At 31.9% G+C, this 15,494-nt stretch carries 14 protein-coding genes; 11 read left to right on the top strand and 3 right to left on the bottom strand.

The features are described from left to right. The first annotated feature begins 149 nt into the window (after positions 1–149). The 11 genes from IRZ83_RS00230 (at position 150) to IRZ83_RS00180 (ending at position 12,940) form a co-directional block, all read left to right on the top strand. On the top strand, positions 150–911 hold the full coding sequence (locus tag IRZ83_RS00230) for a Rossmann-like and DUF2520 domain-containing protein (RefSeq protein ID WP_194565986.1): 762 nt from the start codon (positions 150–152) through the stop codon (positions 909–911). Beyond that, the gene (locus IRZ83_RS00225; protein WP_194565985.1) at positions 895–1,422 is read left to right on the top strand and encodes a KdsC family phosphatase; all 528 of its coding nucleotides are present in this window, start codon (positions 895–897) and stop codon (positions 1,420–1,422) included. Before IRZ83_RS00230 ends, IRZ83_RS00225 begins: the two co-directional genes overlap by 17 nt. Positions 1,423–1,511: 89 nt before the next feature. Continuing rightward, positions 1,512–2,438, top strand: coding sequence for a geranylgeranylglycerol-phosphate geranylgeranyltransferase (locus IRZ83_RS00220; protein ID WP_194565983.1), 927 nt, complete (start codon positions 1,512–1,514; stop codon positions 2,436–2,438). Beyond that, positions 2,431–3,015 carry a Maf-like protein gene (locus IRZ83_RS00215; RefSeq protein ID WP_194565981.1) on the top strand — a complete coding sequence of 195 codons (585 nt, stop codon included), beginning with the start codon at positions 2,431–2,433 and terminating at the stop codon, positions 3,013–3,015. The genes IRZ83_RS00220 and IRZ83_RS00215 overlap by 8 nt, the downstream gene beginning before the upstream one ends. Before the next feature lie 10 nt (positions 3,016–3,025). Continuing rightward, positions 3,026–3,556, top strand: a complete 531-nt coding sequence (locus tag IRZ83_RS00210; protein WP_194565979.1) for a mechanosensitive ion channel domain-containing protein — start codon at positions 3,026–3,028, stop codon at positions 3,554–3,556. Between the two features lie 118 nt (positions 3,557–3,674). After that, positions 3,675–4,775: an AI-2E family transporter gene (locus IRZ83_RS00205; protein WP_029270447.1), complete on the top strand. Its 1,101-nt coding sequence runs from the start codon at positions 3,675–3,677 to the stop codon at positions 4,773–4,775. A 76-nt stretch (positions 4,776–4,851) separates the two neighbouring features. Next, a complete protein-coding gene (locus tag IRZ83_RS00200; protein WP_194565977.1) occupies positions 4,852–6,684 on the top strand; it encodes a hypothetical protein in 1,833 nt (610 codons plus the stop codon). A 191-nt stretch (positions 6,685–6,875) separates the two neighbouring features. Continuing rightward, positions 6,876–7,394 (top strand): hypothetical protein, encoded by a 519-nt coding sequence (locus IRZ83_RS00195; protein WP_029270452.1) that lies wholly within the window; start codon positions 6,876–6,878, stop codon positions 7,392–7,394. A 271-nt stretch (positions 7,395–7,665) separates the two neighbouring features. Next, on the top strand, positions 7,666–10,197 hold the full coding sequence (locus tag IRZ83_RS00190) for a PIG-L family deacetylase (RefSeq protein ID WP_194565975.1): 2,532 nt from the start codon (positions 7,666–7,668) through the stop codon (positions 10,195–10,197). Between the two features lie 123 nt (positions 10,198–10,320). After that, entirely contained in the window at positions 10,321–12,045 is a 1,725-nt protein-coding gene (locus IRZ83_RS00185; protein ID WP_194565973.1) for a sodium:solute symporter, read from the top strand. 265 nt (positions 12,046–12,310) lie between these two features. Continuing rightward, a complete protein-coding gene (locus IRZ83_RS00180; RefSeq protein WP_194565970.1) occupies positions 12,311–12,940 on the top strand; it encodes an MCP four helix bundle domain-containing protein in 630 nt (209 codons plus the stop codon). Between the two features lie 131 nt (positions 12,941–13,071). On the opposite strand, the gene IRZ83_RS00175 is transcribed toward IRZ83_RS00180, so the two are convergent. From IRZ83_RS00175 to IRZ83_RS00165, 3 genes are all read right to left on the bottom strand, one after another. Then, entirely contained in the window at positions 13,072–13,914 is an 843-nt protein-coding gene (locus IRZ83_RS00175; RefSeq protein WP_194565968.1) for a DUF2911 domain-containing protein, read from the bottom strand. Between the two features lie 69 nt (positions 13,915–13,983). Then, complete coding sequence (locus IRZ83_RS00170; protein WP_194565966.1) at positions 13,984–14,646, bottom strand: HAD family hydrolase; 663 nt, start codon at positions 14,644–14,646, stop codon at positions 13,984–13,986. A gap of 83 nt (positions 14,647–14,729) precedes the next feature. Continuing rightward, complete coding sequence (locus tag IRZ83_RS00165) at positions 14,730–15,443, bottom strand: ThiF family adenylyltransferase (RefSeq protein WP_029270464.1); 714 nt, start codon at positions 15,441–15,443, stop codon at positions 14,730–14,732. Positions 15,444–15,494: the final 51 nt, after the last annotated feature.

Genomic DNA, 15,494 nt, shown 5'->3' with positions numbered 1-15,494 from the left:
GCTTAAGTCCGCTTTTTGTAATTACTTTGGTAATTATAACTGCGGGCTTTTAAATTTTGTCCAAAATATTGAATTTAGAAGTTATTTTAAACGTAAGACAAACGAATTTAAAGCCATTCGATTAAAAAAAATAATGCTAATTTTGCGATATGATTCGAATAACGCTAATTGGTTCCGGAAATGTTGGGCAGCATTTAATAAAAGCTTTCTCTAAAAGTGAGACGGTCGAAATTGTACAAGTATTTTCTAGAAAAAAGGAAACTTTAGCTTCTTTAATTGATTATGACAAAATTGTTGATGATTTTGCAGAATTAAAAGAAGCTGATTTATACATTATAGCAGTTTCTGATAATGCAATTTTAGAAGTTTCCAAACAATTGCCTTTTCAAAACCAGCTTGTGGCTCATACTTCTGGCGCTGCTTCTTTAGAAACTTTAGACTTAAAAAACAGAAGAGGCGTTTTTTATCCGCTTCAAACTTTCTCTAAAAGCAAAGAGGTTGATTTTTCTACTGTTCCGCTTTGTCTGGAAGCTGAGAATACTTTTGATTTTCGTGTTTTAGAAACTGTTGCAAAAGGTATTTCAAATGCTGTTTTCCCAATAAATTCAGATCAGCGGAAAGCTTTGCATGTTTCAGCTGTTTTTGTGAATAATTTCACGAATCATTTATATCAAATTGGTCAGGAAATTTGTGATGAACATCAGGTTCCTTTTGATATTCTAAAACCTTTAATTCAGGAAACTGCTGAAAAAATCAATACGCTTGATCCGATTGATGCTCAAACAGGACCGGCAAAACGCAATGACTCAATAACAATTGAATCGCATTTGGATTATCTAACCAATCAAAATCAAAAGAATATCTATAAAATACTAACACAATCTATACAAAATAATGGCAAAAAGTTATAAAGAAATAATGAACGACATTACAACATTTGTTTTTGATGTTGATGGCGTACTTACAGACAGTTCCGTTTTTGTAACCAATGAAGGAGAAATTCTTCGTACAATGAATATTCGTGACGGTTATGCAATGAAGGCAGCTGTTGAGAGCGGTTATAATGTCTGTATTATTTCTGGAGGAAGCAACGAAGGTGTTCGTGTTCGTCTTCGCAATTTAGGAATCGCCGACATTCATTTAGGAACGCCAGATAAAGTAAAAACTTTTAAAGAATATACTGATACTTACAATATAAACCCAGAACAAGTGTTGTATATGGGCGATGATATTCCGGATTATCATGTAATGAAATTAGTTGGGTTGCCAACATGCCCACAAGATGCAAGTCCAGAAATTAAAAATATTTGCCGCTATATCTCGCACGTGAAGGGCGGAAAAGGTGCTGCACGCGATGTAATAGAACAAGTAATGAAAGTACAGGGAAAATGGATGGAATATTTTAATGGAAAACACGATTAGATAATTGTGAATTGTGAATTATGAATTGTGAATTATAGAGCAAGACATTGAACCTTTGTTGCTATGAACCTTTAAAACTTAAGAAAAAAATGAAATACCTCAAACTCATTCGATATAAAAACTTATTGATGCTTGCTTTTATGCAGATTTTGTTTCGTTATGCTTTTTTAAAACAGCAAAATATTCCGCTCGCTTTAGCAGACTGGCAATATGGGCTATTAGTTTTAAGCACTGTTTTATTGGCCGCAGCAGGTTATGTTATCAATAATATTCTTGATGTTGCTACAGACACAATTAATAAACCAAATGATGTGCTTGTTGGAAAAGGAATATCTGAAACCAGCGCTTATAATATCTATATCGGATTGAATATTACGGGTGTTGCTACTGGTTTTGTGTTGTCAAATATTATCATGAAGCCGAGTTTTGCTACCATTTTTATTTTAATTGCATCACTGCTTTACTTTTATTCTACTAGTTTAAAGCAAATTATGATTTTAGGTAATTTTATAGTTGCCTTACTATTGGCGCTGAGCGTTATAATCATTGGAATTTTTGATTTATTTCCGGCAACAATTCCTGACAATCAAGCACAAATGGCGAGTGTATTTTCTATTTTGCTCGATTATGCATTATATGCTTTTATGATAAACTTTATTAGAGAAATAATTAAAGATATAGAAGATGTAAATGGTGATTACAATCAAGGAATGAATACTTTGCCTATTGCAATTGGAATTAACAGAGCCTCTAAAATTGCTTTAGGATTTGCTGTTATTGCATTTATTTTATGTTTGCTTTACATCAATACATACTTTTTTTCAAACAAACTGTACATTGTAACGCTTTATGCTTTTGCCTTTATTTTAGCACCTTTATTGTATTTTATAGTTAAAATATTTACTGCAAAATCGCCAAAAGATTTTCATCATTTGAGTACTATTTTAAAACTGATTTTGCTTTTCGGAATTCTGTCAATACTGGTAATTCACCTAAATCATCTATACAATGCTTAGAGAAAAACTTAAAAAATACACTTTAATTTTAGCTTCTGGATCTCCAAGAAGACAGCAATTTTTTAAAGATTTAGATCTTGATTTTGAAATTAGACTAAAAGATATAGAAGAGATTTACCCTCCGGAATTAAAAGCGGTTGAGATCACAGATTACTTGGCCGAACTAAAGGCAAGTGCTTTCGAAGGCGAATTAAAAAAAAATGAGATATTAGTAACAAGCGACACCATTGTCTGGCATCAAAATAAAGCATTAGGAAAACCAAAAAGTGCGGAAGATGCTTTTGAAATGATCAAATCCATGTCGAATACAACGCATGAAGTAATTACGTCGGTTTGCTTTAAAACTAACACTTCTTCTACTCTATTAAATGATATTACAAAAGTTACTTTTAACGAATTGTCAGACGAGGCTATTTTGTATTATATTGATAATTACAAACCTTATGATAAAGCCGGTGCTTACGGAATTCAGGAATGGTTTGGTTTTATGGCAGTTGCAAAAGTCGAAGGCTCTTATACCAATGTTATGGGACTTCCCACAGCTAAAGTTTATGAATATTTGAGTACTTTAGTGTAAAAATTAATTTATGTTTTCTTTTAAAGAATATAGCCAGGAAATATTAGCCACCGTAATTCTTCTTTTTACTCTAGTAGCTTTAAGAGTTATTATTGCAAAATTGATTCGACGTTACGCCAGCACCAGTCAGCTATTAGAACATCGCACAAATTTAGTTATCAAATACATTCATTTGTTGATGAATATTCTAGTAACTATCAGTCTGATTGTGATTTGGGGAGTTGATACGAAAGACATTTTTATAACGGTATCGTCGATCGCTACTGTTATTGGTGTCGCAATGTTTGCACAATGGTCTATTTTAAGCAACATTACTTCTGGAATGATTTTATTTTTTTCATTTCCCTTTAGAATTGGAGATACTATAAAAATTCACGACAAAGATTTTCCTATAGAAGCCGAAATTGAAGATATAAGTGCCTTTCACGTAAATTTGAGAACAAAAGAAGGCGAAAGAATCATTTTTCCAAATAATTTGCTATTGCAAAAAGGAATATCCATCATGCCAGCGCATTACGAAGAAAAAGAGTTTTTTGATTAAAAATTTGGTGGGAATTTTATAACGTTATTTTAGAAACGTAGAACGTTATTTATGTATTAAAAAAGGAATTTTGTTTAGATATTTTACTAAACTATAAAACCTTAATTTTTTAATACAAATGATTCGAACAATACAATTTCCATTTTATGCTAAACTTTCTTTGATTTTAGTAAGTTTAATTTGTTTTGCTTTTATTTTTTGTATTGGAAAAGATATAATTACTCCTGTCTTAATGGCATTTTTATTTGCTGTTTTACTGCTTCCTCTTTTTACATTTTTGAACACAAGGCTGAAGTTCCCTAGACATCTTGCTGCCGCCATTTGTGTTTTGTTATTTGCTTCTTTTATTGCTGGTATACTCTTTTTTATTTCCTACGAAGTAAGTGATATGGCGAATGATTTTGAAACTATTAAGAAAAATACAAATGTTTTTATAACAGAGATACATAAATTTGTCAAAGAGAATTTTCATATAAGTATTGGAGAACAGAAGAAATATTTAGATAATGTTACCAAAGATTCTGTAAAAAATGGCGGAGGTACTATTGGCTCAGCTATAATATCAATAACGGATCTTCTTTTAGACTGCACTATTATTCCAATTTATACCTTTTTATTTTTATTATATAAAGATCACTTTGTACTGTTTTTAGCAAAATTAATTTCTAAAGAAAACCACGCCGCCTTAAAAGATATTTTAGCACAAATCAAAGTTTCTATTAATAATTACATTATCAGTTTAATATTTGAGATGATTGTTGTTTCAGTATTAACAAGTTTAGGACTTTGGATAATCGGAGTAAAATATTTTATTTTATTAGGATTAATAACTGGAATTCTGAATCTAATACCTTATATCGGAATTTTAATTGCAGGAATCATTACAGTCTTAGCATCATTAACTGGAACTCCAGATACATCAATAATTCTAGGCATTTTAATTGTCAATGTCATTGTTCAATTAATTGATAATAATATACTTGTGCCATTAATAATAAATTCAAAAGTCGAAATTAATGCCTTTGTATCTATCATGGGAATTATCGTTGGCGGCGCGGCGGCTGGAATTTCGGGTATGTTTTTGGCTATTCCGCTTTTAGCGATTTTGAAAATTATTTTTGAAAGAATTGAATCATTAGAACCTTGGGGCTACTTAATGGGAAACCATATGCCTAAAAAATTTACTTGGAGAGTTCGTCGAGCTAAGATTGAAAATTAAACAATATTATTCTTAAAGTAAGAAAAATAATACCTATATTCATACAAAACCTAATTTTATATAGAAAAAATACTGAATGTCGTTAAACAATAAAATAATCGTTTTTATCTTTTTATGTTTTTGTCTGCAAAGCACATATGCTCAAGTAGATAAAACAAAAAAAAATAATACAGTTAAAAGAGACAGCGCAGAAGTATACACTAAAATTAGAAATTATTCTAAAAAGAATAAATTTACTCAAACACTGCATAAACTTTTGTTTAGAGCAAATAAACCCAGAAAAAAGGAAGATTTAATTATCCCAAGTGATACTGCAAATTATAATGGCAAAATCATTCGAAAAATTAATATTATAACGTTAGATCCATTTGGTCATTCTCTTATGGATACCACACAAACTCCAAAAAATTGGGGAGAACGTACGGGTAACAGACTTCATTTAAAAACAAAAAGAATTGCCATCACTAATTTATTGCTTTTCAAAAAAAACTCATCTTATGACAGCTATAAAGTACAGGAATCTGAACGTTTGATTCGATCGCAGAAATATGTTACTGCAGTTCGAATTACAAATGAAGTAGTTGGTGCTGCATCAGATTCTGTTGATGTAACCATACGAGTTTTAGATTCTTGGAGTACGATTCCGAGATTTTCTATATCAAGCAATCAAGTTTCAGTCGGGTTTAAAGAAAAAGATTTTTTTGGCTCAGGACAACAGCTTGAATATCGCTTTACGAATCGTTTTGATGATGGTCAAAATGGAAATGATGTTACCTACACAGTTCCAAATATCAAAAATACCTATATAGGAGCTGCTTTGCATTACAAAATGGACCTTGATGATAATTATGTAAAAAGTATCAATATTGAACGGTTATTCTATTCTCCTTTAACCAAATGGGCTGGCGGTTTTTACATTGCTCAAAATTTTAGAAAAGATACATTGCAGGCTCCAGATATGACGTATGCTTATCAGCCATTTAAATATAACTCGCAAGATTTATGGGCAGGAAAGGCCAGCAAGGTTTTTGCTGATGAAAAAAATGGGGTTACAAATTTGATTGTAACAGGTCGTTTTTTAAATGTAAATTTTACCGAAACTCCAACTGAGGTATACGATCCGACTCATTTTTATTCTGATGAAAAACTTATTTTATCTGGGATTGGAATCAATACTCGAAAATTTATAAAAGACAGCTACATCTTTAGAAACGGACAGACTGAAGATGTACCCATAGGAAGAATTTATGGCGTTACTTTAGGTTATCAATATAAAAATACAATATGGAGACCGTATGTAGGCGGGCAATTTTCATTTGGAAATTATTACCGATGGGGATTTATGAGTATGAATTTTGAAGCTGGTACTTTCTTTCATGAATCGAAAACCTATCAAACGGCATTTTCGATGGAAACAAATTACTTTACAAAACTATACAGTATAGGAAAATGGAAATTAAGACAATTTGTTAATCCAAAATTGGTTCTTGGTATAAACCGAGAAAACATTATTGGAGACGAGCTTAATATTAATGAAGAAAATGGATTAGCAGGATTTAACAGCGCTATTTACGGAACGAACAAATTACTATTATCGCTTCAGACACAAACTTATACGCCTCATGCGCTTTGGGGCTTTCGTATGAATCCGTTTTTTAATTATTCAATTGCAGTTTTAGGAAGTCCGAATAATGCCATGTCTCGAAACAAAGCATATTCTAAAGTAACTCTTGGTCTTTTAATCAGTAATGATTACTTAGTATTCAGTTCTTTTCAATTATCACTGTCATATTATCCAACAATACCTTTTGATGGTGATAATGTATTTAAAACCAATACTTTTGAAACTACAGATTACGGTTTACAAAATTTTGAACTGGCTAAACCCAGAGTTGTAGATTATAAATAAGATAAAATATTTTGCATTTTTTTTCTTGTTTTTAAATTGTCGGAACAATTTAAAAATCAAAAACTTATAAAAATACTAGCTTTAATTAGCTCGTTAAAATGCTCAATTTATTCGACCAAATACATTCTGTTTTTATTTTTGGCACAGTATATGAATATCCCTAAACAAGATTAACATTAAAACTTAAAAAAATGAAAACAATAAAAATAGCAATCGCAGGATTATTTCTATTGGTTGCAAATGCCACACAAGCCCAAGTATCAATTAACGTTAATATAGGAACACCTCCAGCTTGGGGTCCTTCAGGATATTCAGAAATGGAATATTATTATTTGCCAGACATTGAGGCTTATTATGATGTTCGAGCTTCTCAATTTATTTATTATGGAGGCGGAAGATGGGTTAGAACAACCTATTTGCCAAGACAATACAGAAACTATGATTTATATGGAGGATACAAAGTTGTTTTAAACGACTACCACGGAAGAACACCATATACTTATTTTGATCGTCATAGAGTAAAATACTATAAAGGATATCACGGTGAACCACAAAGACCTTATAAACCAAGACCCGTTTATGGTTACAACGATCGTCATGATGATCACAGAGATTTCAAACACAATGATAGACATCATGACAAACATGATAGACACGATAGAGACGACAGACACGATGATCACCATGGAAATGGTCACGGAAGAAGATAAAAACTGTTAAATAACAATTTTAAAAAAGAGCATCAAATATTTTGATGCTCTTTTTTTTTAATAAAAAACTAGTAGTACCAATTCTAATGTTGATTAATCAATATAAACAAACAATAGCTTAAAGAGCTTAGATATAATTAGAGGCCTTTATTTTTGTAATACATTCTCTTAAAAAAGAGAATCAATAACCAAACATTAACATTTCATTTAAATACTCATCAACAATATAATTAGTATTTTTGAAGCACTTTCAAAAACACCTAATCACGCTATGCGAAAAATTCAGTTACAAATTCTTTTATTTTTTTTAACAGGGATTTCTATTTGTTTTGCACAACAACCACAAAAACCAAGTTCTGTAGAAATTTACAATCAAATTAAAAAACTAAACTTTTTAGGTTCCGTTTTATATGTTGCTGCTCATCCAGATGACGAAAACACACGTTTGATTTCTTATATGGCAAACGAAATGAATGCCAGAACTGGGTATTTATCCTTAACACGAGGTGATGGAGGACAGAATTTAATTGGCCCGCAATTGCGCGAACTATTAGGTGTTATCAGAACTCAGGAATTAATTGAAGCTCGTAAAATTGATGGCGGTGAACAGTTTTTTTCGCGCGCAAACGATTTTGGTTTTTCTAAAACTCCAGACGAAACTTTACAAATATGGGATAAAGATAAAGTTCTTGCTGATGTAGTTTGGACCATCAGAAAATTTCAGCCAGACGTTATTATTAACCGATTTGATCATCGATCGCCAGGAACTACGCACGGACATCATACTTCTTCAGCCATACTGAGCGTTGAAAGTTTTAAATTAACAAATGATCCTAAAATATATCCCGAACAATTAAAATATGTTAAACCTTGGCAGGTAAAAAGACAATTTTTTAATCCGTCTTGGTGGTTTTATGGAAGCCAGGAAAAATTTGATGCTGCTAATAAATCGAAATTCACCAAATTAGAAACTGGCGTTTATTATACTGGAATTGGAAAATCGAATCAGGAAATTGCTGCTTTAAGCCGAAGCCGCCACCAATCACAAGGATTTGGAAGTACTGGAGCACGTGGAGAAGAAACTGAATTTCTAGAACTTATTAATGGAGAAAATCCCAAAGAACGTGATAATTTGTTTGATGGAATTGACACGACTTGGAACCGAGTTAAAAACGGAAAACCAGTTGGTGATTTGATTTCTAAAATTATCACGAAATATGATTTCAGCAATCCGTCAGCCAGCATTCCTGATTTGGTAAAGGCATACGAAATGATTGAAGCTTTAGACGATGATCATTGGAAAACCCTAAAAGCAACAGCAATAAAAAATATTATAGCCTCTTGCTCTGGATTATATCTAGAAGCTGTTGCCAGCGAACAAGAAACAACACCAGGAAGTACTATTAAATTAAGTCTAGAAGCGATAAACAGATGTTCTGTTGAAATGCAATTGGCAAGTGTAACCTCATTGCCTGACAATAAAACGACGATCCAAAATAGTATTTTAAAAAACAATAACGACCAAAAAATAAACCTTCAAATACAGCTTCCAAATAATTTGGAATATACACAGCCTTATTGGTTAAAGGAAAAAGCAAGCGTTGGAATGTACACGGTTTCGAACCAAGAAAATATTGGAATTCCAGATATTATAAGAGAAGTTAAGGTTGTTTTTAATGTAAAAATCAGCGGTGTTGAAATTCCGTTTGAGCGCACAGTTGTTTACAAATACAACGATGGCGTAAAAGGCGAAATGTATAATTTTCTCGATATAGTTCCAGAAGTTACAACTTCGATTTTAGAAAAAGTATTGATTTTTAAAGACACTAAAAGCAAAATGATTCCAGTAAAAGTTCGTGCTGGAAAAGATGCAATAAAAGGAAATTTACAACTTGATTTACCAAAAAGCTGGGTAGTTTCTCCGAAACAAATTGCATTTTCTTTAGATAAAAAAGGAAACGAGCAAACCTTTTATTTTGAAGTTACTCCTCCGGTAAATCCAGAAGAAGCTGTTGCCAAAAGTATTGTTACCGTGGATAATAAACGTTTTGATAAAGACCAGACTATAATTGATTATCCGCACATTACCAAACAAATGGTTTTAAAACCGGCCGAATCAAAATGCATTCGAATTGACCTAAAAACTTCTGGAGATGCTATTGGCTACATCATGGGTGCTGGCGACGAAGTTCCAGAAAGTTTAACGCAAATGGGATACAAAGTCACTCTTTTAAAACCAGAAGAAATCACGCCTGAAAAACTTGATTCATTTAGTACCGTTATTACTGGAATTCGGGCATACAATACTGTAAATGCTTTAGCAAACAAACAAAAAATACTTTTTGATTTTGTAAAAAGCGGTAAAAATATGATTGTGCAATACAATACATATGGCAAAATGGTCACTGACCAGATTGCGCCTTATCCGCTAAAAGTTTCAAATGATCGTGTGACTGAAGAAAATGCTAAAATTACTTTTCTAGCACCTAATCATCCTGTTTTAAATACACCAAACAAAATCAGTACAAAAGATTTTGAAGGCTGGACACAAGAGCAAGGTTTGTATTATCCTAATGAATATGACCCTGCCTTCACTCCTATTATATCTTCTCATGATAAAGGTGAATCTGCTAAAGATGGGGCATTATTAGTAGCGCCGTATGGAAAAGGATATTATATTTACACCGGTTTAAGCTTTTTTAGAGAGTTGCCAGAAGGTGTAGCCGGTGCGTATCGATTACTTTCAAATATAATTTCGCTGAAACAGCCAATAGAAGCTCCTAAACAAGAATTTAAGCAATAAACATTCATAAAAATGGAAGCTAAAAAAACAAAAAAATGGAAAAAAAGCTACACTTATGTTTTGGTGGCGAATGCTATTTACATTCTAATTTTTTTCTTAATAATGCAATTATACTCATAACCTATGCAATTATTTGATTGGATCGTACTGATTGTCACGCTTTTATTTATTGTTGGATATGGCTCTTGGAAAACCAAAGGCAGTAAAAACGTTGAAGATTTTATTTTAGGAAACAACGAAACACCTTGGTACACAGTTGGACTTTCGGTAATGGCGACGCAAGCGAGTGCTATTACTTTTTTATCAACTCCTGGACAGGCTTATCATGACGGAATGGGTTTTGTGCAGTTTTATTTTGGACTGCCAATTGCAATGATTGTTATTTGCTTGACCTTTATTCCGTTATATCATAAAAATAAAGTATTTACGGCCTATGAATTTCTAGAAAAGCGTTTCGACTTAAAAACGCGATCGCTTGCTGCAATACTTTTTTTAGTACAGAGAGGTTTAGGAACCGGACTTACTATTTATGCTCCAGCAATTATTTTATCGGCACTTTTAGGATGGAATTTAACTTTAATGAACATTATAATTGGTGTTCTTGTCATTATCTATACTTTTTCTGGAGGAACAAAGGCGGTTAACGTAACCCAAAAACAACAGATGTTTGTGATCATGTCGGGAATGTTTATTACATTTTTCTTGATTTTGCATTATTTGCCAAACGATATGACTTTTACAAGCGCGATGCATATTGCGGGCGCGAATGATAAAATGAATATTGTTGATTTCTCTTTTGATCCTGAAGAAAAATATACTTTTTGGAGCGGTATAACGGGTGGTTTTTTCTTGGCACTAGCCTATTTCGGAACAGATCAATCTCAAGTTGGACGTTATTTATCTGGAAAATCAGTTCGTGAAAGCCAAATGGGATTAATCATGAACGGACTTTTAAAAGTGCCAATGCAGTTTTTTATTCTGTTGACCGGAGTTATGGTTTTTGTTTTTTTTCAATTCAATCCAGTGCCGTTAAATTTTAATCCAAATAATAAAATTGTTATTGAAAAATCAGCTTATAAAGAAGAATATCACGCTCTAGAAAAAAAATTAAGCACACTTTCAGAAGACAAAAAAGTCATCAATTTATTGTATATCGATCAGCTAAATCAGGACTATGACAACCCTATTTTACGAAAAGAATTAGTAGCACTGTCAAATAAAGAAAAAGATTTACGTGACCGTGCAAAAGAAATTATTTCGAGAGCAGACAGCAACAGTGAAACCAATGATAAAGATTATGTGTTTTTTCACTTTATTCTGCATTATTTGCCAAAAGGACTTATCGGATTATTGTTGGCTGTAATTCTATCGGCAGCAATGTCTTCAACAGCTTCAGGATTAAACGCTTTGGCTTCGACAACAGCAATTGACATTTACAAACGAAATCTTAAAGCTGAGAAATCAGAGAAGCATTATTTAAATGCAACCAAATTTTTTACACTTTTTTGGGGAATTGTAGCTATTCTTTTTGCCTGTGTAGGAACTTTATTTGAAAATTTAATTCAGCTGGTAAACATAATTGGTTCTATTTTCTATGGAACTGTTTTAGGGATCTTCTTAGTCGGATTTTACCTTCGTCGCGTTCAGGCACAGCCTATGTTTTATAGCGCTATAATCAGCCAAATCACCATTTTTATCATCTATTATTTCATGATTTACAAGCAAGAAAAACTAGGTTATTTATGGCTGAATTTCATTGGAGCAATTTTGACTATTGTACTGTCGTTGTTGATGCAACTTATCTTTTTTAAAGGTAAACCAAGTAAAGATGAAGTGGTTTTGGAGTAAATAATAAAGCAAACAGATAAATTAAATATAAATGTTAAGTCATTTCGAAGCACCATAATTTAAAAATAAAATATAATTAAACGGATTCTTATTTTTGGTGTTTGTATCAGTTTAATTCAAACTTTGCTTTATTTTATTTTTTTAATATTACTTCAATATGTTTTTGATAAACAATTTTAACAAAGATTATAAGATGCTAATTCTCCATCAAAATCTTTATCTTTGAGAAGCTAATCATTTGTAAATTTCTTTTAAAATCAGCATTATGAAAGATTTAAAAAAATACAGCAACAAAACAAAAGCCGCTTTTATCTTGCTTGTCGTTATGCTGATTATTGTTTTAAATAATTTCAACACACTTCAAAATTCAAAAAAAGTAAACGAAAATATTAATGCAATTTATAAAGATCGATTGGTTGTTGCGCATTATATATTTCAATATTCAAAAGAAATTAATTTTATAAAAACGGAAGCCGAAAAGCTTGGCATAAGTGACAATATAAAGAAAAAAGAAATCATTAAAACTCTAAATATTGTTCATAATATAGATGATTTATATGCTAAAACTGTTTTGACAAATAAGGAGAAAGAACATTTTGATGCTTTCTTATCTTCCTGTAAAGAAATAAATAATCAAGTTGAAAATAATAACTGGAATAAAATTGCTTATTCGAGCGAAGCAGCCTTGAAAACATTAGAATCCTTGTCACAAATTCAGATTAAGGAAGGGAAAGCAAAATTAGCAAGTGCCAATGCCATGTATAATGATAATAATAGTCTTGGACAGCTTGAAATTGCGTTGCTTATTATTCTTGGAGGCATAACTTTTTATTTGCTTATCGTAAAGAAAACAAAAAAAACAATTAAAATTCCAGAACCGCCGAGCTTGAATTGAAAGTCAAGTTTAGTCTAGTTTGATTTGTTTCAAGTTTAAGGTTTCATTTTTCTACTCTTTCAAATAACAAAAAAATCCAAAACTAAAAGCTTTGGATTTTTATATTTTATAATTAAAAAAATTAAAAGAGATTATCTGCTCCACTCAGCGATACTGTCCTTGTTCATTTTTACGTAATCTTGATTGTTTGCAGTCTCAGCAGCAGCTAATGAAGCTTTTGCTGTTTCGATTGCGCCTTTTTTATCTCCTTGTTTTGCTTGAATCAATGATTTTAATCTCAAGATAAAATAAGGTTTATCTGTGCTCATTTCTAAAGATTTATCAACATACGTTCTAGCTGTTTCAATACTTCCGTTTGATGAAAATAAATATTGCGAAGCAGCATAATAATCGTTTGCAGTTGGTCCAGCCAAAGTTTTTTCGATACTTGCAGTTGCATTTTTAGCAGTTGGAACTTCAAATTTTAAAGCTACATGAGAATTCTCCCAAGCCATTTCTAAATAGCCAAAATTAGGATCTAAACCATTAATTCCAATTGTAAAAGTCTCAACAGGAGTTGGCAAAGCATCTTCTTTAACAGTAGTTCTCAAAGCAACATATGCATCACTCCAATTTTCTGGCAATCCCCAGTTGTCTGTAGAAAGGTAGAAAATTACTTCCCAGCTTTCAATTTTCGGAATAGTATAAATTGCGTATTTTCCTTTTTTCAAAGTTTTTCCGTCGATAACAACATCATCACTAAAATTGATAATGGTGTTTTCATTAGCACCAGTTCTCCACAATTTACCAAACGGAACTAAATTTCCAAATACCGCTCTGCCTCTAGCTCCCGGTCTTGAATACGTTACTTCAACATCTGTCAAACCAACTGTTTGTTTAATATATCCTTTTGGACTCGCTTGTGGTGTTTTAATTTGTGCATCTGCAGCAAAAGGTGCTATTATAATAGCTAATGCAATAAGTAGTTTTTTCATTCTTAGGTTTATTTGTTTTCTTCAAATTTACAAATTCAATTAGCGAACAATTGTTAAATTTAACTTAATTCAAGAAACAAGTTGTGATATTTTTTGCGCGTTTAATTCAGTAAAATCATTGATAATCAAATCAGCATCTGATAAATCCTGTAATTTCGAATGATGACTGTTATAACCAACACAATAAATTCCTGCTGCTTTTGCTGCTTTTACTCCATTTGTACTGTCTTCAATAACAATACAATTTTCCTTTGGAGCAATTGATAACGAAGCTGCATGCAAGAAAATGGCTGGATTTGGTTTAGATTGCGGAAAATCTTCTCCACTTACAATGTGCGTGAAATATTGGTGCAGATTAAATCTTGTAAAAACACGATCAATTGTAACTTTAGATGCAGAAGAAGCTAAAATTAACTGAATTCCGTTTGCGTATAAATCTTTAATTAAATCTTCAACTCCTTCTAATAGAAATAAATCTTCTTTAGTATCAAAAGCATCGTTAAAAATATTTCTTTTTCTCTGAATCAAATCTTCAACCTCATGCTCTATAGTCGGAAAAAATCCTTTTAAAGTTTGAAATGTATTTCGTGTAGAAAATCCGGTAAACGAAGTGTACATTTCTTCAGTAACTTCGATATTTAGTTCTGAAAATTGTTTGTAATAAGCATAACGGTGAACGGGTTCTGTGTCCACAATTACGCCGTCCATATCAAAAATTACTGTTTTAATCATTTTTTTTAAGTTTCTAAGATTCTGAGTTAGTAAGTCATTAAGTTTTTTTTGCTTTAAGTTAAACACTTAGCAGCTTAATATCTCTATTTGCTCAACAAATGTCTAATTACCGTTTCTGCAGCGTGAAGACCAAATAAACCTGGCATATAACTGTTTGTTCCGTAGAAAGATTTTTTAAAGTTTTTTCCGTCGGTTAGTTTTAAGCTTTTTTCATCTTGAATTTCAGATGAGAAAACTACTTTCAATTTGTTGATTTTTACAGCTTTTAATCTCTTGCGGATTGCTTTTGAGAAATAGCAGTTTATCGTTTTAGAGATATCAGCCACTTTTACTTTTGAGGCCATCATTTTTCCGCCTGCACCCATGCTGCTAATGATTTTGACTCTTTTGCGTTTTGCTGCAATAATCAAATTAAGTTTTGGCGTAATGCTGTCAATACAATCTAAAACATAATCAAATTCTGGAGAAACAATTTCGAACGCGCGCTCTGGAGATAAAAATTCCTGAACTCGAGTGAGTTTTAATTCTGGATTAATATCCATTAAACGATCACCAACAATAGTAATTTTTGGCTGTCCAACAGTTGAATGCAAAGCTGGCAATTGTCTGTTAATATTTGTAATATCAACGACATCTCCATCAACAATCGTCATATTCCCCACTCCTGCTCTTGCTAAAAACTCAGCAGCAAATGATCCAACGCCACCTAACCCAACTACTAAAACATTTGAGTTTTGCAAATTTTGTAATCCATCTTTTGTAAATAAAAGCTCGGCTCTTTCTGTCCACTCTGCCATATAATTCTTTTGTTTATTTTAATTTAAATTTGTTTAAAGTTTAAAGTTTCA

Source organism: Flavobacterium sp. JLP (assembly GCF_015350755.1).
In the GTDB taxonomy this organism is placed as follows: Bacteria; Bacteroidota; Bacteroidia; order Flavobacteriales; family Flavobacteriaceae; genus Flavobacterium.
Note: the sequence above shows the minus strand (reverse complement) of the source record. Positions and strands in the feature narration are given on the sequence as shown.